This window comes from Halobacillus hunanensis (genome assembly GCF_900166655.1).
GTDB lineage: Bacteria > Bacillota > Bacilli > Bacillales > Halobacillaceae > Halobacillus_A > Halobacillus_A hunanensis.
In genome coordinates this window covers 992,844-1,017,968 of record NZ_FVZB01000006.1, presented here as the reverse complement: position 1 = coordinate 1,017,968, position 25,125 = coordinate 992,844, and the positions used below count along the sequence as shown (strand labels likewise).

General features: G+C 41.8%; 20 protein-coding genes and 1 pseudogene. 16 read left to right on the top strand and 5 right to left on the bottom strand.

From position 1 onward, the window contains the following. Nucleotides 1-39: 39 nt before the first annotated feature. Complete coding sequence (locus B5354_RS10610) at nucleotides 40-1,008, top strand: NAD(P)/FAD-dependent oxidoreductase (RefSeq protein WP_139377102.1); 969 nt, start codon at nucleotides 40-42, stop codon at nucleotides 1,006-1,008. 57 nt (nucleotides 1,009-1,065) lie between these two features. Here the strand turns inward: B5354_RS10610 and rarD are convergent, their stop codons facing one another. After that, complete coding sequence (rarD, locus tag B5354_RS10605) at nucleotides 1,066-1,962, bottom strand: EamA family transporter RarD (protein WP_079528567.1); 897 nt, start codon at nucleotides 1,960-1,962, stop codon at nucleotides 1,066-1,068. A gap of 113 nt (nucleotides 1,963-2,075) precedes the next feature. Continuing rightward, nucleotides 2,076-3,656: an FAD-dependent oxidoreductase gene (locus tag B5354_RS10600; protein ID WP_079528565.1), complete on the bottom strand. Its 1,581-nt coding sequence runs from the start codon at nucleotides 3,654-3,656 to the stop codon at nucleotides 2,076-2,078. A gap of 160 nt (nucleotides 3,657-3,816) precedes the next feature. On the opposite strand from B5354_RS10600, the gene B5354_RS10595 reads away from it, so the two are divergent. Together B5354_RS10595 and B5354_RS10590 are read left to right on the top strand one after the other, a co-directional pair. Then, entirely contained in the window at nucleotides 3,817-4,314 is a 498-nt protein-coding gene (locus B5354_RS10595; protein WP_079528563.1) for a PTS sugar transporter subunit IIA, read from the top strand. Between the two features lie 162 nt (nucleotides 4,315-4,476). Continuing rightward, the gene (locus B5354_RS10590) at nucleotides 4,477-5,940 is read left to right on the top strand and encodes a glycoside hydrolase family 32 protein (RefSeq protein ID WP_079528561.1); all 1,464 of its coding nucleotides are present in this window, start codon (nucleotides 4,477-4,479) and stop codon (nucleotides 5,938-5,940) included. 64 nt (nucleotides 5,941-6,004) lie between these two features. On the opposite strand, the gene B5354_RS10585 is transcribed toward B5354_RS10590, so the two are convergent. Beyond that, a complete protein-coding gene (locus B5354_RS10585; protein WP_079528558.1) occupies nucleotides 6,005-6,640 on the bottom strand; it encodes a class D sortase in 636 nt (211 codons plus the stop codon). A 230-nt stretch (nucleotides 6,641-6,870) separates the two neighbouring features. Here B5354_RS10585 and B5354_RS10580 point away from each other — a divergent pair, with 230 nt between their 5' ends. From B5354_RS10580 to cls, 3 genes are all read left to right on the top strand, one after another. Continuing rightward, entirely contained in the window at nucleotides 6,871-7,518 is a 648-nt protein-coding gene (locus tag B5354_RS10580) for a TasA family protein (protein WP_079528556.1), read from the top strand. 71 nt (nucleotides 7,519-7,589) lie between these two features. Then, complete coding sequence (locus B5354_RS10575; protein WP_079528554.1) at nucleotides 7,590-8,126, top strand: transcription repressor NadR; 537 nt, start codon at nucleotides 7,590-7,592, stop codon at nucleotides 8,124-8,126. Between the two features lie 174 nt (nucleotides 8,127-8,300). Continuing rightward, complete coding sequence (cls, locus tag B5354_RS10570) at nucleotides 8,301-9,743, top strand: cardiolipin synthase (RefSeq protein ID WP_079528551.1); 1,443 nt, start codon at nucleotides 8,301-8,303, stop codon at nucleotides 9,741-9,743. A 136-nt stretch (nucleotides 9,744-9,879) separates the two neighbouring features. Here cls and B5354_RS10565 read toward each other — a convergent pair whose 3' ends face one another. Continuing rightward, complete coding sequence (locus tag B5354_RS10565) at nucleotides 9,880-11,028, bottom strand: S1C family serine protease (RefSeq protein ID WP_079528549.1); 1,149 nt, start codon at nucleotides 11,026-11,028, stop codon at nucleotides 9,880-9,882. Between the two features lie 224 nt (nucleotides 11,029-11,252). Between B5354_RS10565 and B5354_RS10560 the strand changes: the two genes are divergently transcribed. From B5354_RS10560 to nhaC, 4 genes are all read left to right on the top strand, one after another. After that, nucleotides 11,253-11,945 carry a response regulator transcription factor gene (locus B5354_RS10560; protein ID WP_079528547.1) on the top strand — a complete coding sequence of 231 codons (693 nt, stop codon included), beginning with the start codon at nucleotides 11,253-11,255 and terminating at the stop codon, nucleotides 11,943-11,945. Further along, on the top strand, nucleotides 11,942-13,354 hold the full coding sequence (locus B5354_RS10555; RefSeq protein WP_079528544.1) for a sensor histidine kinase: 1,413 nt from the start codon (nucleotides 11,942-11,944) through the stop codon (nucleotides 13,352-13,354). Before B5354_RS10560 ends, B5354_RS10555 begins: the two co-directional genes overlap by 4 nt. After that, nucleotides 13,344-13,865, top strand: a complete 522-nt coding sequence (locus tag B5354_RS10550) for an acyl-CoA thioesterase (protein ID WP_079528543.1) — start codon at nucleotides 13,344-13,346, stop codon at nucleotides 13,863-13,865. The genes B5354_RS10555 and B5354_RS10550 overlap by 11 nt, the downstream gene beginning before the upstream one ends. Nucleotides 13,866-14,204: 339 nt before the next feature. Then, nucleotides 14,205-15,602 carry a Na+/H+ antiporter NhaC gene (gene nhaC, locus B5354_RS10545; RefSeq protein ID WP_079528541.1) on the top strand — a complete coding sequence of 466 codons (1,398 nt, stop codon included), beginning with the start codon at nucleotides 14,205-14,207 and terminating at the stop codon, nucleotides 15,600-15,602. Nucleotides 15,603-15,888: 286 nt separating this feature from the next. Here nhaC and B5354_RS20260 read toward each other — a convergent pair. Beyond that, nucleotides 15,889-16,080 (bottom strand): annotated as a pseudogene (locus tag B5354_RS20260) (transposase); the annotation flags it as partial. Between the two features lie 316 nt (nucleotides 16,081-16,396). On the opposite strand from B5354_RS20260, the gene B5354_RS10535 reads away from it, so the two are divergent. From B5354_RS10535 to B5354_RS10510, 6 genes are all read left to right on the top strand, one after another. Next, on the top strand, nucleotides 16,397-17,812 hold the full coding sequence (locus B5354_RS10535) for an alanine/glycine:cation symporter family protein (protein ID WP_079528536.1): 1,416 nt from the start codon (nucleotides 16,397-16,399) through the stop codon (nucleotides 17,810-17,812). A 134-nt stretch (nucleotides 17,813-17,946) separates the two neighbouring features. Next, the gene (locus tag B5354_RS10530) at nucleotides 17,947-19,845 is read left to right on the top strand and encodes an ABC-F family ATP-binding cassette domain-containing protein (RefSeq protein ID WP_079528534.1); all 1,899 of its coding nucleotides are present in this window, start codon (nucleotides 17,947-17,949) and stop codon (nucleotides 19,843-19,845) included. Between the two features lie 115 nt (nucleotides 19,846-19,960). Then, nucleotides 19,961-21,523, top strand: a complete 1,563-nt coding sequence (locus tag B5354_RS10525; protein ID WP_079528532.1) for a mechanosensitive ion channel — start codon at nucleotides 19,961-19,963, stop codon at nucleotides 21,521-21,523. Nucleotides 21,524-21,638: 115 nt separating this feature from the next. After that, on the top strand, nucleotides 21,639-22,886 hold the full coding sequence (locus tag B5354_RS10520) for an aminopeptidase (protein WP_079528530.1): 1,248 nt from the start codon (nucleotides 21,639-21,641) through the stop codon (nucleotides 22,884-22,886). 378 nt (nucleotides 22,887-23,264) lie between these two features. Further along, nucleotides 23,265-23,444 carry a hypothetical protein gene (locus B5354_RS10515; RefSeq protein WP_079528528.1) on the top strand — a complete coding sequence of 60 codons (180 nt, stop codon included), beginning with the start codon at nucleotides 23,265-23,267 and terminating at the stop codon, nucleotides 23,442-23,444. Nucleotides 23,445-23,589: 145 nt separating this feature from the next. Further along, nucleotides 23,590-25,119 carry a BCCT family transporter gene (locus tag B5354_RS10510; protein ID WP_079528526.1) on the top strand — a complete coding sequence of 510 codons (1,530 nt, stop codon included), beginning with the start codon at nucleotides 23,590-23,592 and terminating at the stop codon, nucleotides 25,117-25,119. Nucleotides 25,120-25,125: the final 6 nt, after the last annotated feature.

Genomic DNA, 25,125 nt, shown 5'->3' with positions numbered 1-25,125 from the left:
TAGACATGTCCTGATTTTCTTATGAAAGGGGTGCTCATTTTGCAAAAGTATGATGTCGCGGTCGTTGGTGCAGGATTATCTGGGATTGTGGCAGCACGAAAGTTGAAACAAGCAGGAGCAAGTGTGCTGCTGTTGGAAAAGGAAGAGACTGTAGGAGGGAGGCTGGCGACTTCCATTACAGCTGAAGGAAAAGCCGACATTGGAGCCCAATTTTTCACAGTACGAACAGAAGAACTGCAGCAAGAAGTTGAGGAATGGCTGGAAAGGGGCTGGGTGAAGCGTTGGTTCGGGGAAGATTATCCGCGTTACACATCAGTTGACGGAATGAGTTCACTCGCTTGTCGCTTAGCCGAGGGAGTTGATACTGTGACTTCTACATTGATTACTACTATTAACGCCCGGGATTCCTACACGGAATTGCATGACGAGAGCGGTAGTTTGTATAAATGCAAGCAGGTTCTATCTACGCTGCCTGCTCCTTTAACAGCCAACTTGATAGGCGAAAGTTCATTTGATTTGAAGACCGAAGCGTATCAAACATTAAAGGAAATTCAGTTTCAGCCCACCTATGTCGGGATCTTTCAGTTTGATCAGTCTCCTCCTCTTCCGGAAAACGGTCACATAGATAAACAGCTTCCTGCGGGTGTAGAACGGATAGTTGACCACCAAAAAAAGGGGATCTCCAAAACTCCTTTGATCAGTGTCTATATGACGGCTAATTGGTCAGCATTACATGAAAGTGGTGAACCCATTCTTAAAATGATAAAAAATACAACCTTCTCTTATTTAGATTTTCAAACGGTGGTGTCACAGCAGTTGGAAATCTGGCCCTATGCACAGGCGTCTGCAACTTATCATCGCTCTTTCCTGGAAATAGATAATCAAGGTAAGTTGTTAGTGGCAGGTGATGCTTTTCTTCGCCCAGATGATCAGGCGGGGAGGACGCGTTTTGAAAGTGCCTTCCTATCCGGCCAAGATGCAGCTGCACACGTCTTAAGTGACAGTTAACGTTCAAAAATGAACGCGTAACAGCCCCGGCTGACTATTGCCAGGGCTGATAATTAATCAAGCCGCTTCATATTTTCGAAGCCGTTTCATCCTGGAAACCGTGTAGACCGCAAGACCCGCCCAGATTAACGTAAAGGATACAACATGAACACTCGTAAAAGGTTCATTATAAAGAAAAACGCCGAGAAACAGCATGATAGTTGGGGCAAAATATTGCAAAAAGCCAACCATAGACAAAGGGATCCGCTTAGCCCCTGCAGCAAATAGCAATAACGGAATGGCGGTTGCGATCCCCGATCCTAAAATAAGCAGTGACGTTATAGACAACAACTCAATGTCAGGGGGAGAACCTTGACTATTCATAAGATACATCAACGCAATCGGAGTGACGATCAGTGTTTCTATGGTTAGTCCGAACATAGCATTTAACGGAACGAGCTTTTTAAGCAAACCATAAGAACCGAAGCTTAAGGCGAGTAACAAGGCCACCCATGGCACTGAACCAAAATGGACAGTCATGTAGAGCACACCGCTTGCCGCTAAAATAAATGCGATCCACTGCGGTTTAGAAAAAGACTCTTTCAGTACGATCATGCCCAAAAGAATGCTGACTAAGGGATTGATATAATAGCCAAGGCTTGCCTCCACGACGTGGTTATTGTTGACGGCCCATATGTAGGTAAGCCAGTTGAGGCTAATGGTGAATGAAGCGAGTGTTATCCCAATCAGACTCCGTTTATTCGCCCAAACTCGTCTCGATTCAGCAATAAGCGGTTTCCACTTATTAAGAGTGATGACGACAGCAATCATAAACACAAAAGACCAGACGATTCGGTTGGCCAAAATTTCAAACGCGGGGAGCTGCTGAAGTAGTTTCCAATAGATTGGAAGGAACCCCCAAAGAATATAAGCGCCTGCCGTGTAAAGAATGCCCAGTTTATTATCATCTGCCATAAGCATAATCCTTTCATGGTTAACAATATGTTATGACGTCATTTTAAGCTAATTTTATAATAATTGGAAAGAAAAAGGTTTCCACAAAAAAGAGCGCCTGCTAAGCGCTCTTTCTAATGATGATCAGTTGATTCTTCGAATGCTTCTGGATCATCAGGGATAATATAGGTTTCTCTAGTGTTTTCAAGGGACAGTTTTTCCAGGGGATGCTTAGCCGGGCCTTCCATGACCGCGCCATCATAAGAGAAACGAGATCCGTGACAAGGACAATCCCATGTGTGTTCACCACTGTTCCACTCTACTTCACAGCCCAGATGAGTACAGGTCGTATCCAATAGATGCAGCTCCCCTTCCTCATCTTTAAAGGCTCCTGCTCGTTTGCCTTCAAACTGGATAACAGCGCCTTCGCCTTTCTTCAAATCCCGTGGTTCCTTATCCACTAATTCAACCTTACCCTCAACTAAATGAGCGGCGACATTTAAGTTGTTGGATAGAAATCGTTTTAGGCTTGGATCACCTTTGAACCGAGAAGGTGTAAAGACAGAATGATACTCCGATTCACTTTCCATAATGTAATCGGTAATCAATCTTCCTGCCACCGTACTGTTCGTCATCCCCCATTTTCTAAAGCCTGTGGCTAGGAAAACCCGATTATCATTCATCGTAACGGGTCCAATGTATGGGACTTTATCTAATGTAATTAAGTCCTGTGCAGACCATTGGAATAATTTGTTCTTGATCCCAAATGTGCGGGCCGCATACTCTTCAAGGGCTTTATAGTGTGAAGACATGTCAGCTCCCTCTCCAGTACGATGACTTTCACCACCGATCAGCAAAATGTTTTTGTCATCGAATGTTGCAGAACGTATTGAACGTTTAGGTTCATCAATGGATAAGTACATGCCATTTTCCCATTCCTTTTCAGGTTCGATAGCGATCACATAAGAGCGCTCTGCATACATTCTGCTAAAGTACATTCCTTTTTTATCATTAAAGGGAAAATGGGAACAAGAGATAAGGTGTTCGCTGGTTACCGTCGCACCATTTCCCGTTTCGATCTCAATATTCTCTCCTTCTTTTACACTGATTGCTTTCGTATGTTCATAAATCTTGCCGCCCATCGCCACAATCTCATCCACTAAATGAGATAAATAATGCAAAGGATGAAATTTAGCCTGATTACGCATGCTCAGAACTCCTGATGTCTCCGTATCAAAAGGAAGATCTTCCAAATGTTCACCCGCTATATCAAGGCGCTCATAGGCCTTCTTTTCTTTTTCGATTTTTTTTGCACCTTTTTCTGTGGTAGCGAAAATATAGGCGTCTTCACGTGTCCAATCACACTTTATGGAATGGTCGTTAATATGTTTTTCAATCCATGCGATCGCGTCTTCCTGGGCTTGATAATAAAGTGCGGCACCTTCATCACCGAAGTGCTCGATGAGTTCGTGATAGATAAGCCCATGTTGGGCGGTTACTTTTGCAGTAGTATGACCGGTTGTCCCGTTGCACAGCTCGTCAGCTTCCAGCAAGGTAACTTTTTTTCCTTCCTTAGCAAGCATGTAGGCTGTTGTAATTCCAGTGATCCCGCCCCCAACAATAGTAATTGGCGTGGAAGTGGATTGCTTTAGTGGTTCAAATGTGGGAAGCTTTGTATCTTCTCTCCACATGGGTTCAGGTTTTGTCCAATTCATGTAGATCCTCCTTGATGGCTGTTTTGTATCAGTTTGCCCTATCCTTTCTTTTTCATGTAAAAGCTCTGGTGGGTCTCTATGTTTAAGTTCACGTTTACAGATCACAATCAAGGGAAAAGTATAGATAGCTTTTTTTTATCTATAGAAAGGTTTTGATGATATGTTCAAAAAACTATTTGGTGGAAATAAAAGGATAGAAGAGCAATTTGTAGCTCCCTTAACAGGAAAGGTGGTTTCCTTGGATGATGTACCAGACCCGGTGTTCAGTCAGCGAATGATGGGTGACGGTGTAGCTGTTGAACCGACAGATGGAAAAGTAGTCAGCCCTATAGCCGGAGAAGTGGTTCAAGTCTTTCCAACGAAACACGCGGTGGGCATTAAAACGAAGTCAGGCGTAGAAGTGCTCGTTCATATTGGGCTTGAAACAGTCTCGATGGAAGGGGAAGGTTTTGAAGGTCATGTCAGCGCTGGCGATCATGTCCAGCCGGGAGACCCCTTAATCACGTTTGATATGGATCTTGTTAGTGAGAAAGCTAAAAGTACAACAACGCCGATTATGATTACTAATTTTGATGAAGTGGTCGAACACTTTGAACCGTCGTATCATGAAACAGCAACTGCTGGAGAAACAGGCATCATGACAGTGAAAACAAAGTAAATGAGTGATGAAGACAGTCTAGGGGAGACCCTAGGCTTCTTTCTGTTCTCCGCGGATCCTGATAAGCTTGTCATAATGAGTAAAATAATATAACCTGCAAATGCAGATAAGCGTAGGACGGATTTGATCACCCCAAATACTTAGAAGGCTTGGAGGATTAACATGAACGCTAAAGATAGAGAATTACGAAATAAAGCTGCAGAGGCTATCGAGGAGAAGGAGGAACGGGTCAATCAGGACCACTACAGGCTAACTTATCACCATATGCCGCCAGTAGGCTTGCTAAACGACCCAAACGGTTTGGTTCAATGGGACGGTGTTTTTCATTTGTTTTATCAATGGATGCCCTTTCATACAGGACACGGGGAGAAGTTCTGGGGGCATTATACATCAAAGGACTTTGTGAATTGGAAGCAACAGCCACTGGCACTGGCACCTTCTGATTGGTTTGATAAAGATGGCTGTTATTCCGGCAGTGCAGTGGTTCATGAGGATAGATTGTATCTCTTTTATACGGGAAATGTAGTGAATGAACAGGGCAAAGGAGAATCGTATCAATGTATGGCTGTATCAGAAGAGGGCATTCATTTTGATAAAAAGGGGCCTGTCATCCATCTTCCCGAAGGATATACGGCTAATTTCCGGGATCCGAAAGTATGGAAAAAAGAGGGCATCTGGTACATGGTGGTTGGTGCACAAAATAAGGACAGTCAGGGTAAGGCAGTCCTGTTTAGATCAGAAGATTTAACAAATTGGCAGTTGGTTGGAAATATTACTGGTTCCTATCAACATAAGCTTGGGGATTTTGGCTACATGTGGGAATGCCCGGACTTTTTTGTGTTAGATGGTCAAGAGGTGTTGATGGTTTCTCCACAAGGCTTGCAAGCTGCTGGGATGGAATATAATAATCGTTATCAGAGTGGTTATTTTACAGGGACGATGGATTACGAACGTGGCGATTTTAAACATGCTGAGTTTAAGGAACTGGATCGCGGCTTCGAATTTTATGCGCCTCAAACAACTATTGATGAGAAGGGGCGGCGAATTCTCTTTGGATGGATGGGCGTTCCTGAACAATACGAAGAAGCACATCCTACGCTTGACCACCACTGGGTTCATTGTTTAACCATTCCCCGGGAACTGCAATGGAATGGAAACCAGCTGGTCCAGAAGCCATTGGAAGAGCTTAAGGAAATGCGGGAATCCGTTTTGCTGCATTCTGATATTACCATTGAAAATGACCAGAAAGGTGTGCGTGGTGTTGGAGGAAATTCGGTAGAAATTCAACTCGAATTTGAAAATATTGAAGAGCAGTTCGCTCTGGAACTGTTTCATTATGCGGCTTTCAGCTACCAGAAAAAAGATGGAATTCTAACATTATCACGACCTCACCTGGAGGATAAAAGTAAAACAGAATTTAGACGGGTTAAACTTAACGGTGAATTAAATCAGCTTCGGCTATTCATTGACCATTCCACACTTGAGATTTTTATCAATGGAGGAGAAGAAGTATTCACATCAAGAATCTTTCCTCAGGAAGGGAATGATGCTGTCCTCTTCACCTCATTAGGTGCTAGCACATTCTCCATAGAACAATGGAAGCTAAACGGATATACGTATTCTTGACAGGCTAATATGGGTATAATTTCCACCTCAGGTCATCCAAATTTTGGATGACCTGAGGTGTTATTTAGACACTTTTTTGTGCGTATATGATATAGCGTTTGGGAGCGTTTCCGATGAAGCTGAATGGATAGCAGGTTGTGAGGACTAAGATTTCTTCTGGGTAGGTGGAGTGAATTACTGTTCGGTCTTCAGCATTGACAATCTTTGAATGACTCATTTGATAGGTGTACGTTCCATCCGCGATTTTGATAATAAAGTCATCACCAGCTTCGAGTTGACCAAAGCGGCGAAAAACAGTGTCCCGATGACCTGAGAGCACAATTTGGTCATTGTGGCCAGGGAGACTGGTAGACGAGACGTGGCCTACTCCTTTTTCAAGGGAAGTCTCATCAGCTCCAGAAATGATGGGGAGGACCGCCTTTAAGGCAGGTATTTTCAAAACACCAATTGATTGATTGGACGGAAAGCGCTCGGTTTGCTGTTGATCTAGGCTTTTGTTCTGAATAGAAGGTGAAGAAGCATCGGATTGTCCTTTTACTGATGAGGAGCTGGCTGCGGCATTGGAGTTCTGATTAACGAGCATCTGGGCTTCTTCAAGTGCGTTGGACTGCAGCAGTGATGATTGATACAGGGAGTTACCGGCATAAATGATTATAGAAAGTCCAGCCAGCAATAAAAGTAAGGCTAGTTTTTTAAACATAAATCCTTCCCCCTTCTCATTTGTTTCATTATAGAGAACAAAGACTTTTAATAAAAGTTGTGTAATTTAGTGTGAAACGATGATATACATAGGAAATAGAAGAATGTTGTTCTTTAAAACGAATAAAAGCTATTTTTTGACTGTTTTATATTTTGTTAATACCTTATATAATAATCTAAAGTTCTTTATTACGAACGACAAGACAGAAGCAAGGAGGGTATGAATAGCAAATGGTAAAATCCTGGAGGCTTGTCTGTGCTGTTTGTTTATCGGTTATAGGTCTGCTTGTTTTTTCTGATGGCGTGCAAGCTGCTGAAGAAGAAAAAGAAATAAATATCGGAACATCTCCAGAAACCATTTTGTTTAAGGTGAGTAATCTGAAGCCGGGAGATACGATGACGAGAGAAGTGGAGATCTCGAATTTAGGGACTAGGGACTTTACCTATAGCACAGTATCTGAATTTACAGGAGGATCGGAAAAATTACTCCGAGCACTACGATTACAGGTTACGGATCAAACTGGTAAGCAAGTATATGCTGGCTCAGTAATGGAATTATCTGAACTGGATAAAAGATACTTGAAGGTTTCCGAGGAGGACCAATTGACTCTTAAAGTAGAGATGCCTTTTGAGTTAGGAAATGACTATCAAGGACTCGCAGGAAGGTTTGAGATTAGATTTACCGCAGACGGAGCTGATAGCATTGCAGGGGCACAAAATCCGAAGAGGACGAGCCAGCCGCCGATTGGTTTTTCTGGAATCGGACTTCCGGATACAGCCACGCCGCTATATAATATCCTTCTGCTTGGTTTGGTCATGGTCTTGATGGGGGCTGGTTTATATGTCATTCATTATGTGAGTAATCATAGAGCAGAGTAAGATTCCCCTCTCTCCATATGGGTAATTGTGCTAAAATGGAGATAAGATATATGTACGAGGGAGTCGTTAACATGAGTGAATCTAAGCTGAAAGCAAATGAACGCAGAGATCATATATTAACTTTATTAAAGGAACAGGATGAACCTCTTACAGGAAGTTCCATTGCCAAGGAAATGAACGTGACGAGGCAGGTGATTGTGGGAGATGTTTCTCTGTTAAAAGCTAGTGGTGAGCCCATTGTAGCTACTAGTCAAGGGTATGTTTATTTAACAAAGATGGATTCAGCTCCCGCGTATAAGCGAACAATTGTCTGTTGTCACTCTGCTGACCAAACCGAAGAAGAATTGACAATCATGGTTGATCACGGGGTGAAGATAGAGGATGTAGTCGTAGAGCATCCGGTTTATGGTGATCTAACGGCTCGATTAAACATTTCAAATCGCCGTGATGTTCAACGTTTTATAGAGCAGGTCAGTTCAACGAATGCAGCGTTTTTACTTGAGTTGACGGATGGAATTCATACACATACCATCTCAGCAGACCATATCGAAACGTTAGATGAAGCAGAACAGGAACTTGCTGAGAAGGGGATTTTATTAGGAAAATGAATAGGCTTACAACAGAGGCTGACTCGTCATGAGTTAGGCCTCTTATTTTGTGGAGTCGGGAGGAGAAATTGTCAATTCTTGTTAGGTTCCTTCCGCTTTTCTTGTTTAGGTCATATACTGAAATGTGCTATAGTTGATATTCAATAGTGTTACTAAAAGGAAGGTGGGGATGAGGTGATTTTTTTCCCTTACGTGTTAAGTGTAATCCTCATATTGAACGTGCTTTTGGCACTGGCTATTATCTTCCTTGAACGCCGGGATGCAAGCTCAACTTGGGCTTGGTTGATGGTTCTCCTTTTTATTCCAATCGCAGGATTTTTTCTGTATTTAGTATTTGGGAGGAAATTAAGCAAAAAAGAAATCTTTACGTGGGATAAGAAGAGTCGTCTAGGACTTCTGACAGCGGTCCAGGACCAGCTTCGTTCTATTAAGGACCATACCTTAAAAGTCTATCATGAGGATATCGTTCCATATGAAGATTTAATCTATATGCAATTGAAAAATAATGATGCATTGCTCACCCAAAATAATGAGGTTGAGATTTTTACCGATGGGCAGAAAAAATTTCATGCATTACTTGAAGATCTTGAACAAGCACAGGAACACATCCATCTTCTTTACTACATTGTCCGTGATGACCGGTTAGGGCAGCGGCTGGCTGACGTCCTCGTTAGAAAAGCAGAACAAAATGTAGAAGTGAAGCTGTTGTATGATGACATGGGCTCAAGGAAATTAGGACGTAAATATATAAGAAAAATTGAGGAAGCAGGGGGGATGGTGGAGTCCTTCTTCCCGCCGCTGATTCCTAAACTGAATATGAAAATAAATTATCGAAATCACCGTAAGCTGGCTATTATCGATGGGAAAATTGGTTATATCGGCGGGTTTAATATAGGTGATGAATATTTAGGGTATAGTAAACGGTTTGGATACTGGCGCGATACTCACGTTCGTCTGGTAGGCGGGGCTGTTAATAATATGCAGACCCGATTTATTTTAGACTGGAACCATGCCTCAAGGGATGACATTTTCTACGACGAACGCTATTTTCAAGCGGATGGTGAAGGTGATGTGGGGGTCCAAATCGTCTCAAGCGGTCCAGATTCAGACTGGGAACAGATCAAGAATGGGTATATTAAAATGATTATGTCTGCTAAAGAATATGTCTATATCCAGACACCTTATTTCATTCCTGACGATAGTCTGCTGGATGCCATGAGAATTGCAGTTTTATCAGGCGTCGATGTGCGTATTATGATCCCTAATAAACCAGATCATCCTTTTGTTTATTGGGCCACATATTCCAACATTGGTGAATTGCTAAAGGCTGGAGCTACTGTTTATATTTATCAAAAAGGCTTCTTGCATGCGAAAACCCTTGTAGTGGACGGCAATATCGCTTCAGTGGGTACCGCCAACATCGACGTGCGCAGTTTCCGTTTAAATTTTGAAGTGAATGCCTTTTTATATCATCCGAAGATTGCCCATGTGTTATCAGACCGTTTTCATGAGGATATTACCGATTCAACTGAACTGACCTTTACATTATATAAGAATCGCTCAACATGGGTTAAATTTAAAGAAGCAATAGCAAGACTGTTATCTCCTATCCTTTAAAGGCAGCACATGAATACAAGGATCGATAGTGATAAACCAAATACTTTAAAGTTCTGAGCTGGATAAGCAGAACATAAAAAAAGGACCTGTGCTTCTAGTCACAGGTCCTTTTCTAGAGAGAGGTTAAATTTATATTTTATCGGGAGGAAAGTTCGAGTGAAACTTTCATTGGTTCACCATTTCGGTAAACAGTCATTTCTACCTGTTCGCCAATCTTGGCTTCCTTATATAGGTATTGGCGTAAACTCATGAGCGATTTTACTTTCTCGTCGTCAATCTTTGTAATCACGTCATACTTTTGCAGATTAGCATCAGCTGCAGGAGTCCCCTGCTCTACACCGGCAACAATAACACCTTGCTGGATGCTGCCTGGCAAGTTCAATTCTCTTTCAAGAATGGGACTCGGAACTTCCCTTACATCCTTCAGGGATACACCCATGTAAGGTCGCTGCACGCTTCCATGAGTTTCTAGGTCTTTAATGACTGGCTTGACCACACTCATCGGAATAGCAAAGCCGATGCCTTCTACTTCTTTTTTAGCGATCTTCATAGAATTAATTCCTATGACTTCACCTTGAAGATTAACCAGTGCCCCGCCGCTATTTCCTGGGTTAATAGCAGCATCGGTTTGAATCACTTCGGTTTGCCAGTCTGGCTGTTGGTCTCCGTTAATATCTACTGGAATATCACGGTTAAGACCACTGACAATTCCTTTAGTGACTGAACCAGCGAACTCCATGCCAAGCGGGTTACCGATTGCTATGGCTGTTTGGCCAACCTCTACGTCTTCGGATGACCCTAGATCTGCAACCCCTTCGACATGTTCGCTATCTATTTGTAAAACGGCTAGGTCTGTTAGTGGGTCACTGCCTTTCAATTCGGCTTTTACTTTTGTACCATCACTTAAAATCACTTCAATTTCAGAAGCATTGGCTACCACATGATGGTTGGTCACAATATAAGCTTGATCGCCGTCTTTCTTATATATGACCCCAGATCCAGTGCCGGCTTTTTGTAAACCGCGGGGACTTTCCTGAATATTGCTTACAGCTACCACAGACTCTTCTGCTTCATCAACAGCCTGTGTTACGGCTTCCTGAGTTTTACCTAGCTGTAACTCATCAGCTTGGGCAGTAGGTTTACTCGTATTGATGTTTATCGAGATCCCCTGCCATTGGAATACAGTTGTTATAAAAAACACGGCTATAATAGCTCCTAATACTCCATAAGCTAAACCGGATCGTTTGTAGTGCTGTTTGGTTTTTTTATTGTTCTCATCATTCATGTTTCTAATGACCCCTTTCTTAGAAAAAATAAGAGAGAGTAGAGTATGGAATTACTGTAGCGATGAATTTAGATAACGAACTGATTCCCTCTTGCAACTTTTATTCTACGGATGAGTTATGGCATGACTTTGGAGTAAATGTGGAAAAAGTGTGTAAAAGAGGTTCTCTTCGTAAAAGTATGCGAAAATGTAGAAAAGCCTTGAGCGTAAGGAGTGAAAATAATATGGATCAATCAATTGGCTTAGTCGAAGATGATGCCAATATCCGCGACATTGTCACAGGCTACTTAATGAAAGAAGGGTTTAACGTCAAGGCACTTGAAACAGCGGAAGCAGCATGGGAGCTGTTTGAAGAGGAACCGCCTGACTTGTGGGTGCTTGATCTTATGCTTCCTGGTATGGATGGCTATGAATTTTGTAAAAAAGTAAGACAGACATCAGAGGTGCCGATTGTCATTATTTCAGCGAAGGATGAAGAAGTTGATAAAATTCTAGGCCTTGAGTTAGGCGGCGATGATTATTTAACGAAACCTTTCAGCCCTAGGGAACTGGTTGCACGCGTAAAGCGGCATTTAAAACGATGGGAAGTTATGAAACCAGAGGAGGAAGAATCATCTGAACTTATTCAAGCTGATGAGCTTACCTTAAATGACGTTGAGCGAAGTGCTTACTTTCAAGGGGTGGAAATTGAGGTGACGACAAAGGAGTTTGAAATGTTAAAGATCCTGGCAGAACAGGAAAACCGTGCTTTTAGCAGGGAGGAACTACTTGTTCAGGTTTGGGGCGATGATTACTTCGGCAGTGACCGGGCGGTCGATGATTTAGTGAAGCGGCTTCGTAAAAAAATGAAAGACCTTCCATTAGAAACGGTCTGGGGCCATGGCTATCGATTAAGATCAAATAGGGGGTCATCATGAGGCTTCTGTATCAGCTCAATGCAGCATTTACTGCGATCATTATTATCATTATGTCGCTTACAGCTTTCTTCGTCTATTCTTTGTTAATGGACTTGCTTGTGCAGGATGAATTGAGACAGCTGGAAGGTCGTGCTGAAGTACTTAGAAATATTGCCAATGAGCAGAATCCGTCAGAGCGAGTGGCACAACTGTCGCAATTTATTCAGGACAGTAATTTTCCTATTGTGTTATTTGATCGTTACGGAGAAGAAGTCTTATTCAGTACACTGCCAGCTGAAACCGCTCAAAAATGGGTTGAAAATTATGATGGTGATCTCATCGAAGAAGAAGTGTGGGAAGGTCATCAAGGTGAAAGTTATGTTGTATATGATTTAGGCTTTGCACCTAGCAGGAGCGGGATGATTTTAGTAATTGCGACTCCATTAGATGATTTACAAGTTGTACAAGCTATTTTTGCACAGCGAATGACTGGTGTCTTCTTTATCGGATTGATGCTTGCCATTATTATGGGGTACTTTCTAACTAGAAAACTCGTAACTCCGCTTACTCGTTTAAAGCAAGAAGTGAAGAAAATTGAGAAGCGGCAATTTTCTCAAGTTCAGCCGGTAAAATCGAGTGGTGAAATAAAAGAGGTTGAACAAAGCGTTCGTCAAATGGCTCATGAATTGGAACGTTATATTACCTCACAAAAGCAGTTTTTCCAAAACGCTTCCCATGAATTAAAAACCCCGTTGATGTCCATTCAAGGATATGCGGAAGGGATACGTGACGGTGTCTTTGAAAAGGATGCAGCCGATAAAGGGCTGACGGTTATTGTAAGTGAAACAGAACGTCTGAAAAAAATCGTAAACGAAATGATCTTGTTAGCGAAACTTGATAGCGATGAAGATGTATATCATCCGCAAGCAACAAATGTGATTGACGTCATTACTCAAGCGAAGGATCGTTTAGTCCCCCTTGCAAAGGAAAGGGATATTGAATTACGCCTCGAATCAGATGGGGCATTTCATACGTTTGTGGACAGGGAACGTATTCTTCAGGCCTTAATTAATATGATTGGAAACGGAATTCGTCATGCCAATCATGAAGTTATTCTGCTTTCATACGTTGAAGGAGATAGTCTGCGAATTCTGGTTACAGATGATGGGGATGGCATACCAGAAGAGCTTCTGCCGCAATTGTTTGAACGGTTTATTAAAGGAAAACAAGGGGAAACAGGCCTAGGATTGGCGATTTCCCGGGCGATTGTCCAGCGCAGCGGCGGAACAATCCAGGCCTATAATAATAAGGGGCAAAACGGGGCAACCTTTGAAATGAAATTATCAAAAAGGATGTCATCATTGAGAAGTGATATAATAGAGGAAGGGAACGATTCCAGAAAGAAAGAGAGGGATGACAATGGAAGCTAAACCTTGCATTGATTCATTAGCCGTAAAGAATTCACATGTACTCCCACCAGATACAAATAGCCATGGCACATTATTTGGAGGAAAGCTGATGGCTTATATCGATGATGTGGCAGCAATTGCATCTGTCCGCCATTGCCGTAAGCCGGTTGTTACAGCATCAACCGATTCTGTAGACTTTCTGCAGCCAGTATTTGAAGGAGATACAATTTGTTTAGAAGCTTTTGTAACTTGGACGCACAATACCTCAATGGAAGTGTTTGTTAAAGCCATTACGGAAAATTTACTTACCGGTGAAAGAAAAGTATGTACGACAGCATTTCTTTCAATGGTTGCTGTTGATGAACATAATCAGCCGACTCCGGTTCCGCCCGTATATCCGGAATCTAAAGAAGAAAAATGGCTCCATGAAGGTGCAGCTAAACGTCGTGAACAGCGGAATTTAAGAAGAAAAGAATCCAAGGAACTAGCTGAACTGTTCGGTACAGGATTACCTTGGAAGAAGGACGAATAACTGGAAAAACGTTATATCCATTTGTAAACCATGGTGAGTTCACCATGGTTTTATTGGTGTTTTGCCAACATTTTGATGTATAACGCGCCCGTTTGACTATATTTCTTATCATGCTATACTTATTCATGGCAAAAAGCGTTTTTTCTATTTTCAATCAATTTATATGTACATATTTTAATTCCCTGTATAGAAAGAACAGCTTGTTGAGGATGAGCACACAAAGTATCAACGTCTTAGTAAGCGTTGAATATTGTGGTGCTTCGCATACAAAAAGGATGTCATGGGAGGTACAATCATCAACTGTACGTATCAAACATTAATAAAAACAGGAGGAAGTATATGTCTTCACAAGCCAGACTTCCAAAGTTGACTGAAGTCGCGTTATTTTTTGTTATCTTTTTAGCGATTATATTTTCATTTATAATGTTTTTTGAACTGCCTATTCAGCTGGCTCTTTTTATTTCATGGTTTATTATTATCGGATTTGGGTTAAAGCTGGGCCATAAATATGATGATTTACAAGGGGCCATTACAAATGGAATTTACAATGGTCTAGAGGCGGTATTGATTCTTATTTCAGTAGGGGCGCTAATTGGCTCATGGATTGCTGGAGGGGTCGTGCCAAGCCTTATTTATTACGGACTGGAAGTTATTCATCCGAGTATTTTTCTCCTTGCCACATTAATTATTTGTGCCATTACGTCCCTGGCTACGGGGACTTCATGGGGGACTGCCGGAACTGCAGGGATTGCTATGATGGGCATCGGAAACGCACTTGGCATTCCGTTACCAATGGTTGCGGGCGCAGTTTTATCTGGTTCTTATTTCGGGGATAAATTGTCACCACTATCAGACAGTACGGTACTGGCTGCATCAATGGCAAAAGTGAATGTCATCTCACATATTCGTTCGATGATGTATGTCAGTGTTCCAACGTTTATTATTACTGCAGTGTTATTTACATTCGCTGGATTTATATATGTAGATGGAAATGCTGATCTAAGCCAAACGGAGAATGTGATGAATGCCTTAAAAGCTAATTTTAATATAGCTTGGTACATTCTTGTTCCTGCTGTTGTAGTCATTGGATTACTTGTTATGAAGAAACCTTCTATTCCTACGATTTCGCTTGGAGCCTTATTCGGTATTATTTGGGCAATCATTTTCCAAGGGATGTCCCCTGTGACAGCCATTAATACGGCATATGCAGGATTTAGTGTGGACTCAGGCGTTGACTTTATTGATAACCTGCTAAACCGCGGCGGGATCACAAGTATGCTGGATATTGTCTTGCTTATTGTGCTCGGACTTGGTTTTGGCGGAATGTTAAACCATATTGGCGCCCTCCAAGTTATTGTTAATCGATTCGAGAAGTTTATGACGAACGCAGGAAGGTTGACCGCTTCTACTGTTTTTGTAGGCTTTTTGGGAAATCTCATTGGTTGTGCAATGTATGTTTCCTTAATATTAACACCAAAGGTTGTCGAAAATCGTTATGATGATTTAGACATTGACCGAACAGTACTTTCGCGAAATACTGAGTCTGGGAGTACGTTGACGTCCGGAATGGTGCCGTGGTCAGATAATGGCATATATATGTCAGCTGTCCTAGGCGTGTCAACGCTATCGTACTTACCGTTTATGTGGTTAAGCTTCATATCCATTATTATAACGGTTGTTTATGGCTATACCGGGAAATTTATCTGGTATAACAGCGAAAAAGGTGAAGCGAAATAGACGCTATAAGGCATCCAATATGAAGTACCCTGGAATATATTAAATAAGTTGAAAAAGAACGTTAGCTTTAAAGCCATCTGAGACAATTTCATGTCTCAGATGGCATTAAATTTAACAGTGGAACTATGCTTAGAGATAAGGGGGAGTGCACTTAGGAATGTTCTCTTCTGGAGAAACCCTTGTTTTTCCACAAGCTTTTTTCTTGCCGCCAGGAGCGAAAGCCCCTTCCCTTTCCGCGGACGAGCGCCCGAGCTTCCTCGCGAAACCCACACTCGGCGATCTCGGCTCACTCGTTCTTCCGCAGGAGTGGAAGGGGCCTCGCTCCTTGGAATTTCTTCAGTTCTTTTGAATCTGCGAAGCTACGCTCGACTTTCTCTTTTCTCCTACGGTATATCCACTTTCCTTCATTGGAAAGCCGGTCCAACCGAACCTGTTCTTTGTCGTCCTCCCACACATGGCGCATGATCGTTTTCTGATGCTTTTGATTTTTGGGTGCACTGAGCTTTTTCATGTTCTGGCAGGCAGCCGTCATCAGCGCCTGTTCCTTCACTTTACCTTTTCCACGCAAGCGGCAATAGCGCAGCGCATGCACAAGCTGACCATGGTGAAGACACCATGGTTTTATTTTTAAAATTCAATCGCATATTCCTATTTTAAGTTTGTACGATTATTGGTAAAGTAAATAATAGTGCATCTTATCGGTTCTATTTTTATTTGATTGGTTTCATTCAGAATCTATCATGAATAGATTCCAACTAGTGTGAGTGTCTTTAAATTTTTGGAGGTGAAGGGATATGGAAGAACTAATATCCACGCTAAATGGCTGGATGTGGGGATATATACTAGTTGCAGCACTTTTAGGATTCGGTCTTTATTTTACTATTCGTCTGAATTTTGCTCAATTTCGTTATATCCCTGAAATGTTTCGCGTTTTATTTGATAAGCGGGCGATATCTGCTGACGGAAAGAAAGGGACGTCGCCGTTCCAGGCTTTCACGATCAGTACAGCATCCCGTGTTGGGACAGGGAACTTAGCGGGTGTAGCTGCGGCTATTTCCGTGGGGGGGCCTGGAGCTGTATTCTGGATGTGGATGGTGGCCATCCTTGGTGGTGCTTCCAGTTTTATCGAGAGTACTCTGGCTCAGGTATATAAAATACCTGACAAAGATCAATACCGAGGCGGCCCGGCCTATTATATGGAAAAAGGGCTTAACAATCGAATGCTTGGAATTATCTTTGCCATAACGATTACGTTTACATACGGACTTGTGTTCAGCTCCGTACAATCCAATACAATCAGGTTGGCATTTGAACGTTCTTTTGATATAGAGCGGTGGACAATGGGCATTATCCTGACTATTATTACGGCTCTTATTATTTTCGGTGGTCTGAAAAGGATAGCTCAAGTGACACAGTTTGTTGTGCCAATCATGGCAATTTTCTATATTATATTGGCAGCTTATGTACTGATCGCGAATCTGCCACAGCTTCCTCAAATGATCGGGATGATTTTTCAAGGAGCTTTTGGTTTTAGAGAGATAGCCGGCGGAACCTTTGGTGGAATGATCTTAGTCGGAGTTAAACGTGGATTATTCTCAAACGAAGCCGGAATGGGTAGTGCACCAAACGCAGCAGCTACCTCTGAGGTATCGCACCCGGTCAAACAAGGTTTAATTCAAACACTAGGTGTTTTCACAGATACCCTTTTAATCTGTAGTGCTACAGCTGTTATCATCCTATTTTCCGGAGAGTACGTGAACACGGATCTTGATGGTGTACAGTTGACACAATTAGCCTTTGAAACGCAATTGGGACGATGGGCAGCTATCTTTATCGCAGTAGCCATTTTCTTATTTGCTTTCAGTTCAATTATTGGGAACTACTATTATGGTGAAACCAATATCGAGTTCATAAAGGAAAGTGCAACTGGGATGTTCATCTATCGCCTGGCTGTGCTAGCAATGGTACTATTCGGTGCAGTAGCCGAATTTGGTCTTGTGTGGTCACTTGCCGATTTAACAATGGGCATTATGGCATTAATTAACCTTTATGCCATTTTTAGGTTGTCTAAAGTAGCTTACGCTGCATTGAAAGACTACAATAGACAGCGGAAGGAAGGGAAAGATCCTGTTTTCTATCAGGATCATTTACCAGGTGTCAAAGGAATGGAATACTGGCGCAGAGATCAGACAAGTGAAAAAGAACAGTAAACTTTTTATCCAAATAAGCCCCAGAAACGTTTGAAAACGTTTCTGGGGCTTTTAAAATGGTGTATATTAGGCGCTTCCGTTTTTCTTGTATGATAAAATGGTGATTAGTTTGTTAGATAAAGGGTGAGCGAAATATGAGCATTTTATCTGTTGAGCAATACAGTAAAAGTTATGGTGACAAACAGCTGTTTACCGATGTATCGTTCACCATTTCAAACCAGCAGCGCATTGGTTTAATTGGTGTTAACGGTACAGGGAAATCTACGCTGCTAAAGTCGATCGCAGGGATAGAATCGGCTGATACAGGAACGACACAGCATGCCAAAGATTTTACAGTAGAATATTTGCCTCAGGATCCAGAATTAGATGCAGACAAAACGGTGTTAGAGCAAATCTATTATGGTGACTCTGAGATCATGGTTGCGATTAGGGAATATGAACGCGTGTTGCAGCGTCTTCAAGACAATCCTGAAGATCAGCACGTACAGAATCAGTTGTTAACCTATCAACAGCGCATGGAAGAGACAGGTGCGTGGGAAGCAAATACGAGGGCGAAGACAATTTTGACGAAGCTTGGAATAGTTGATTTTAATAAGCCGATTCAGGAACTTTCTGGAGGTCAGCGCAAAAGAGTAGCCTTGGCTAAGGCATTAATTCAGCCGGCTGATCTTTTGCTGCTTGATGAACCTACGAACCACTTAGATAATCAGACTATTGAATGGCTCGAGGAATATCTGGCTCAATATAAGGGTTCATTAATGGTTGTTACCCACGACCGTTATTTCCTAAATCGGGTAACGAATCTTATCTATGAGCTCGACAATGGCACGTTGTACACTTACGAGGGGAATTACCAAACGTTCCTCGAGAAAAAGGCGGAGCGTGAAGAGCGGGAACGTCAAGCTGAACAGAAGCATCAAAACACGTTAAGAAGAGAACTTGCTTGGCTTAAGCGGGGAGCTAAAGCCCGTTCGACTAAGCAGAAGGCGAGGAAACAGCGTGTAGAAGCAATGCAGGAACAAACATTTAACAATGACAAACAGGATGTTGATATGGCTATTGGCTCTACCCGGTTGGGAAAGCAGGTTATCGAGTTAAAAGACATCTCCCATTCCTTCGCGGAAAAGCAAATCATTAATCAATTTGATTATTTAGTGGTTCCTGAAGAGAGGTTAGGGATCATCGGTCCGAATGGTTCAGGTAAAACAACTTTATTAAATATAATGGCGAAGCGTATTCATCCTGACCATGGAGAGCTTACGATCGGTTCTACGGTTAAAATTGGCTATTATACACAGGATCATGAGGAGATGGACGAATCATTAAAGGTTATCGAATATATAAAGGAAGTTGCTGAAGTGATTTCCACAGCGGATGGTGAGCAAATCACGGCCGAGCAGATGCTCGAACGGTTCCTTTTTCCAAGACCACAGCAGTGGACCTATATTAAACGTCTTTCCGGCGGGGAACGGCGCAGGCTTTATTTACTGCGTGTATTGATGAGCGAGCCGAACGTTCTCTTTCTCGATGAGCCTACGAATGATCTTGATACCGAAACCTTAAGCGTTCTTGAAGGCTATTTGGAACAATTCCCTGGTGTAGTCATTACCGTTTCGCACGATCGCTATTTCTTAGATCGAGTCGTTGATAAACTGTTGGTATTTGAAGGAGAAGGGGTCGTTGAAACCTTCTATGGAAATTATTCAGAACTTATTGAACAAAAAAAGGTCTTGAAAAAGGAAGAAGCTAAGTCAGAGAAGGGTGAATCCTCTGTCCAGGAACAAACGCGCAGATCGAACCGCAAACGTAAATTATCCTACCGGGAGAAACAAGAGTGGGAGACAATTGAAGATGACATTACTGCCATCGAAGAGGAAATCGAGGCTATTGACGGAAAAATTGCTGATGCAGCAAGTGACTATAATAAAGTGGAGGAATTATACCAAACCAAACAGGACTTAGATGAAAAACTGGAAGAAAAAATGAATCGTTGGGAAGAGCTTTCCTTAATTATAGAAGATGCGTCAGAATGACATGCGCAAAAGTCCCTATTTTTATAATAATAGGGACTTTTGTGTTTTTTTGTTGAATAAAGGGGAATGGGTCTGTGAAGTAAAAATAATGCTTTACAGAGGAAGGTGAGTGAACATGAACTCAATTCAAGAGGAATTTATGAATATGACTAGTAAATTACCTGAATTGATTCTTGCGTTGGTGGTATTGCTGCTTGGCTATATCATCGCTAAGGCTGTTGAAGGAGCAGTTAGAAAGGGTCTCCAGAAAACAAAATGGGATGAAAAGCTTTTCGGTGAGGGAGAAAAAAGAAGTGACAATAGCTCAAGTGAAACGATCATAAGTAAGGTTGCGTTCTGGATCATTATGATCTTTGCTTTTGTATGGTTCTTCAACATTCTCAGCTTAAATCTGCTGGCAGAACCACTCGTCTCTATGCTCTCATCCATAACAGGTGCTATTCCTAATATAATTAAAGCAGGTATAATTCTATTAGTTGCCTGGGTGGTAGCTACTGTAGTGAAGAGGTTAATTGAATCTGGCGGACGTAAAGTAAATGCGAATAAAATGCTAGTTAGAACAAAAGCTGTTGATCATGAAGAAGCGGGAAATAAAGCGATTGATACAGCTGGTCAAGTCGTCTTTTATTTAATCTTGCTTATCTTTTTACCGGCTGTGCTCGGTGCTCTTGACATGGAAGGTATCAGTGCACCGTTTGCTGGCATGTTAAATAGTATTCTATCGTTTATACCTAAGCTCTTTGCTGCGGCCTTAATCGTTCTGATCGGCTGGGTGATTGCTCGCCTAGTCAGTAACATTTTAAGTAATTTCCTAAAGAGTATTGGTACAGAGAAGCTGGCGGACAAACTCAAATTGAACCATGTATTTCAAGGAACGACGGTTTCAGATGTTATTGGAACCATTGCGTTTGTCCTAATTATGATACCAGTAACCATTTCAGCCCTTGAAACCCTTGATATCCGAGGTATATCTGAACCAGCGATCAGTATGTTAAATGATATTCTGACCATGCTGCCTGAAATAGCAACAGCGATTGTATTCATCCTGGCAGGTATTATGATCGGGAAAGTGTTGAAAGATATTGTCGTTTCCATTCTAAATCGCGTTGGATTTAATGGATTAATGAACCGAATGGGGCTTGGGCGTCTGGATGATAATGATCAAATGCCATCCCTTTCTGAGTTTGTTGGTTATATTGTTCAGATTTTAATAGTTTTCTTATTCGTTGTGGAGGCCATGCAAATACTCAATCTTGAATTTATGGTTGATCTAGCTACAGGAGTAGCTTCCTATTTACCTTCTGTGCTAGCAGCGATTCTTATTCTCGGATTTGGCTTATGGTTAGCGAACGTGACAGCCAAATTATTAGGAGGTATGCTTAGAAATTCATCGGGTTCTCCACACGTACTAAGCCTGATCGCCAAATATGCGATTATTGTTTTCGCCTTCTTTATGGCCCTTGATCAGCTGGGTATTGCAGCTTCTATTATTAATGCAGCCTTTATCCTGATTCTGGGAGGCGTCGCTTTAGCATTTGGCTTATCCTTTGGTTTAGGAGGCCGCGAGCACGCTTCAAAATATTTAGATAAAATGGACAGGAGACTTAGTAAAGTAAGAGTGGATCATTCTGAGCAACAAGACTCGCCAAATGATGACCATTCAGGTGATCACTTTTAATTATTAATAAGATCCAATCACAGGCATTCCTGTGGTTGGGTCTTCTTTTTTGTATGAGGATAGGAATTGTGAAATAATGTATACGGATACATAACAAACAATGGGAGGAAAACCAATGTTATTACCTAGTCAAGAACAATTAGAAAAGTATGCAGAGCTTGCTCTGCGTACAGGTGTGAACTTGCAGGAAAACCAGAAACTTATGATCAATTCAACAGTAGAGGGGGCGCCATTCACTAGGATTGTAGCTAGAAAAGCCTATGAAATGGGCGCTGAAGATGTGCATATTGTCTGGGCGGATGACGAACTCACACGTCTTCGTTATGAGTATGCCGATGTGGAAACGTTAAAGGAAGTACCTGACTGGCAAAAGGATATGTTTAGTTACTTTGGGGAAAAAGGAGCAGCTATACTTTCCATCCGGTCAACAGATCCGGATCTGTTAAAAGGAATTGATGCTGGAAAGGTAGCAGCTGCAACTAAAGCTCGATCCGAAGCGATGACGAAGTTCAGAGATTTTACAATGAATGATCGTATTCAATGGTCAATCGTCAGCATCCCTATCCCGGCCTGGGCGCAAAAAATCTTCCCAGGTGAGTCAGAAGAAAAAGCCGTAGAAAAATTATGGGAGCAGATATTTAGTATTGTAAGAGTTGATAAGAACGACCCTGTGGCTGCCTGGGAAGATCATAACCAGACGTTGATTAAAGCAAAGCAATTCCTCAATAAGAAAAAATATAGCAAACTTATTTACAAAGCTCCTGGGACCGATCTTGAAGTGGAACTGCCAAACAACCATATCTGGAAGGGTGGAGCTTCCCAAACCGTTGAAGGAAACGTACCTTTCAATCCGAATATGCCAACAGAAGAGGTGTTTACTGCACCCCATAAATACGGAGTAAACGGTCAAGTTTCAAGTACAAAGCCTCTTAATTATGGAGGTAATGTGATTGATCATTTCACACTCACTTTTAAAGATGGTAAAGTAGTAGATTTTAAAGCGGAAGAAGGAGAAGAAACGCTGCAGCACTTGCTGGATACTGATGAAGGTTCCACAAGACTTGGGGAACTAGCTCTTGTTCCGCATGAATCACCGATCTCTCAATCCGGTTTAATTTTCTATAATACGCTGTACGATGAAAATGCTTCCTGCCATTTGGCATTAGGAAAAGCTTATCCGAACAACGTTGAAGGCGGATCTGACATGAGTGAAGAAGAACTGGACCAAAGTGGTGTTAACCATAGCCTAAGTCATGTCGACTTCATGATGGGTTCAGATGAATTGGATATTGACGGTGTCCTTGAAGACGGAACTACCGAACCAGTGATGAGAAAAGGAAGCTGGGCCATCTCTTTTGAGTAAAATACTATACAGTAGCTTTCCTGAGAAAAGACGCTGACTTCAGCGTCTTTTTAAGTCTGTCGGGAAAGTCTAATGTTTTTTCCAGGGATAAAGGCAGTGATGACATGGACAAGGATGTTTATCTGCGAAAAATCTTATATTACCGCAATAATAAAAATATATCAGTGATAATTAGAATATAACCGCTAAAATGAGGATATACCCGCGAATAGTTTTCATTTCAAAAAATAAGTGCGAGGAGACTGCGGAAAGTTCAGCAGCGGTGTCCAGCGGCTTTTTTCATGAATCCTTATGATTCCCATATAATGATGAATAGGGGGATTGAGAAAATAAAAGTAGGGTATAACACATGTACAGAGAATAAAAGGAGGCTTTTTCATGGTTGATATTGAAAGTGAACTTCCTGGATTTCAGTCAAACCCAAATACGCTTGGAAAATGCAGCAGCTGTGGTAAGATGTTACGGACAAAACAAGAAGCCAAAATAACGATGTGTAAAGATTGCCAAAAGCGTCATCGTGACAAAGATCATGTGTTAGATGAAGAAAAGGATAAGTAAGAATGGAAGAAAAGACTGCAGTGAAGTGAAAACTGCAGTCTTTTTTTGTATGAAAGAAGATTTTTCTTTACATAATATAAGACCGGATGGTAGAGTGTTGCATTGTGCGTCAAAAAAGCAAGATTAATGAATAAAGGAGTTCTGTATGAATCATAAACAAACTGGAAGAGTAGACTGGCCCGTTTTTATAATCAGTGGTGGTGCTTTACTGCTCTTTGTTATTTTAGCACTTATTAATATCACATGGATTGAAACCTTTGTCAGTACGACCTTTGCCTGGTCAGTTACTTACTTTGGGGCATTCTGGCAGCTATTGATGTTAGCCACTTTCTTTGTAGGTATCTGGCTGGCATTTTCTAAATATGGAAACATTAAAATGGGCGGAATTGAGAAACCCGAAATTAGTTTATACAAGTGGTTATCGATTATTATGGCTACTTTATTAGCTGGAGGAGGCGTATTTTGGGCCGCTGCAGAACCTCTCTATCATTTTCTCACGGTTCCTCCATATCTGTCACAATCAGGAATTGAGGCTGGAACAAAAGCAGCTATAAACCCAGCACTGGCGCAAAGTTTTATGCATTGGGGATTTTTAGCTTGGGCGATATTAGGAACGATTAGTGCAGTCGTGATGATGTATGGTCATTATCACAAAGGTATGCCAATGAAGCCAAGAACGCTTCTTTACCCTATTTTTGGGGAGAGCATCCGCAACAATTGGTTCGGAACACTTGTCGATGCTTTTTCTATCATTGCTGTGGCAGCGGGAACAATCGGTCCAATTGGTTTTCTTGGACTGCAAGCGAGTTATGGGCTTCAAGAAATATTTGGCATCCCTAACGAATTTGGCACTCAAGTTTTAATTATCATTGCCGTGGTTTTAATTTCGACAATATCAGCTGTAACGGGTCTGTATAAAGGGATTCAGTTTTTAAGCAGCTTTAATGTTCGCCTTGCACTAGGTCTGATGATTTTTATTGTGATTTTTGGTCCAGGAGGATTTATCATTGATCATTTCGTTTCGTCATTTGGGGTCTATATAGATCAGTTCATACCAATGAGCACATTCCGTGGTGATTCGGATTGGTTATCGTTATGGACCGTATTTTTCTGGGGATGGTTTATTGGCTATGGTCCTATGATGGCCATTCTTGTAAGCCGTATCTCCCGAGGCCGTACGATTCGTGAAATTATCGTAGCCATTTCCATTTTTGCACCAGTCATCTCTACTTTCTGGTTTACGATTCTTGGCGGATCGGGTATATTTTTTGAACTGCAAAATCCGGGATCAGTCTCTGAGGCATTGAATGCGGCAGGCAAACCCGCAGCAATGTTCGCTATCACTGAGCAACTTCCATGGGCAGCCATTATTTCTCCTTTGTTCTTACTACTAACGATTTTGTTTGTCGTAACGACAAGTGATTCAATGTCATATACGATTGCGATGGCTGTCACGGGTGAAGGGAACCCGAAAGTATGGCTTCGTGTTTTCTGGTCTGTCATTATGGGGGCTATTGCAGCAATCCTTCTAATTACAGGAGACAGTGGTATTACACAGTTGCAGAATTTTATTGTTGTAACAGCCGTCCCTGTATCTCTGTTATTATTGCCAATGATTTGGCTGGCGCCGCGCGTTGCCAAACAAATGGCTATTGAACAAAATATAAAGAAATAATAAAAG

What these genes read in the sequence shown, in the direction of transcription:
- B5354_RS10510 (WP_079528526.1), top strand. Translation starts at nt 23,590, where the DNA reads ATGAATCATAAACAAACTGGAAGAGTAGACTGGCCCGTTTTTATAATC.
- B5354_RS10585 (WP_079528558.1), bottom strand. Translation starts at nt 6,640, where the DNA reads ATGTTTAAAAAACTAGCCTTACTTTTATTGCTGGCTGGACTTTCTATA.
- B5354_RS10520 (WP_079528530.1), top strand. Translation starts at nt 21,639, where the DNA reads ATGTTATTACCTAGTCAAGAACAATTAGAAAAGTATGCAGAGCTTGCT.
- B5354_RS10590 (WP_079528561.1), top strand. Translation starts at nt 4,477, where the DNA reads ATGAACGCTAAAGATAGAGAATTACGAAATAAAGCTGCAGAGGCTATC.
- B5354_RS10515 (WP_079528528.1), top strand. Translation starts at nt 23,265, where the DNA reads ATGGTTGATATTGAAAGTGAACTTCCTGGATTTCAGTCAAACCCAAAT.
- rarD (WP_079528567.1), bottom strand. Translation starts at nt 1,962, where the DNA reads ATGGCAGATGATAATAAACTGGGCATTCTTTACACGGCAGGCGCTTAT.
- B5354_RS10575 (WP_079528554.1), top strand. Translation starts at nt 7,590, where the DNA reads ATGAGTGAATCTAAGCTGAAAGCAAATGAACGCAGAGATCATATATTA.
- B5354_RS10530 (WP_079528534.1), top strand. Translation starts at nt 17,947, where the DNA reads ATGAGCATTTTATCTGTTGAGCAATACAGTAAAAGTTATGGTGACAAA.
- B5354_RS10595 (WP_079528563.1), top strand. Translation starts at nt 3,817, where the DNA reads ATGTTCAAAAAACTATTTGGTGGAAATAAAAGGATAGAAGAGCAATTT.
- B5354_RS10555 (WP_079528544.1), top strand. Translation starts at nt 11,942, where the DNA reads ATGAGGCTTCTGTATCAGCTCAATGCAGCATTTACTGCGATCATTATT.
- B5354_RS10580 (WP_079528556.1), top strand. Translation starts at nt 6,871, where the DNA reads ATGGTAAAATCCTGGAGGCTTGTCTGTGCTGTTTGTTTATCGGTTATA.
- B5354_RS10525 (WP_079528532.1), top strand. Translation starts at nt 19,961, where the DNA reads ATGAACTCAATTCAAGAGGAATTTATGAATATGACTAGTAAATTACCT.
- B5354_RS10560 (WP_079528547.1), top strand. Translation starts at nt 11,253, where the DNA reads ATGGATCAATCAATTGGCTTAGTCGAAGATGATGCCAATATCCGCGAC.
- nhaC (WP_079528541.1), top strand. Translation starts at nt 14,205, where the DNA reads ATGTCTTCACAAGCCAGACTTCCAAAGTTGACTGAAGTCGCGTTATTT.
- B5354_RS10535 (WP_079528536.1), top strand. Translation starts at nt 16,397, where the DNA reads ATGGAAGAACTAATATCCACGCTAAATGGCTGGATGTGGGGATATATA.
- B5354_RS10550 (WP_079528543.1), top strand. Translation starts at nt 13,344, where the DNA reads ATGGAAGCTAAACCTTGCATTGATTCATTAGCCGTAAAGAATTCACAT.
- B5354_RS10565 (WP_079528549.1), bottom strand. Translation starts at nt 11,028, where the DNA reads ATGAATGATGAGAACAATAAAAAAACCAAACAGCACTACAAACGATCC.
- B5354_RS10600 (WP_079528565.1), bottom strand. Translation starts at nt 3,656, where the DNA reads ATGAATTGGACAAAACCTGAACCCATGTGGAGAGAAGATACAAAGCTT.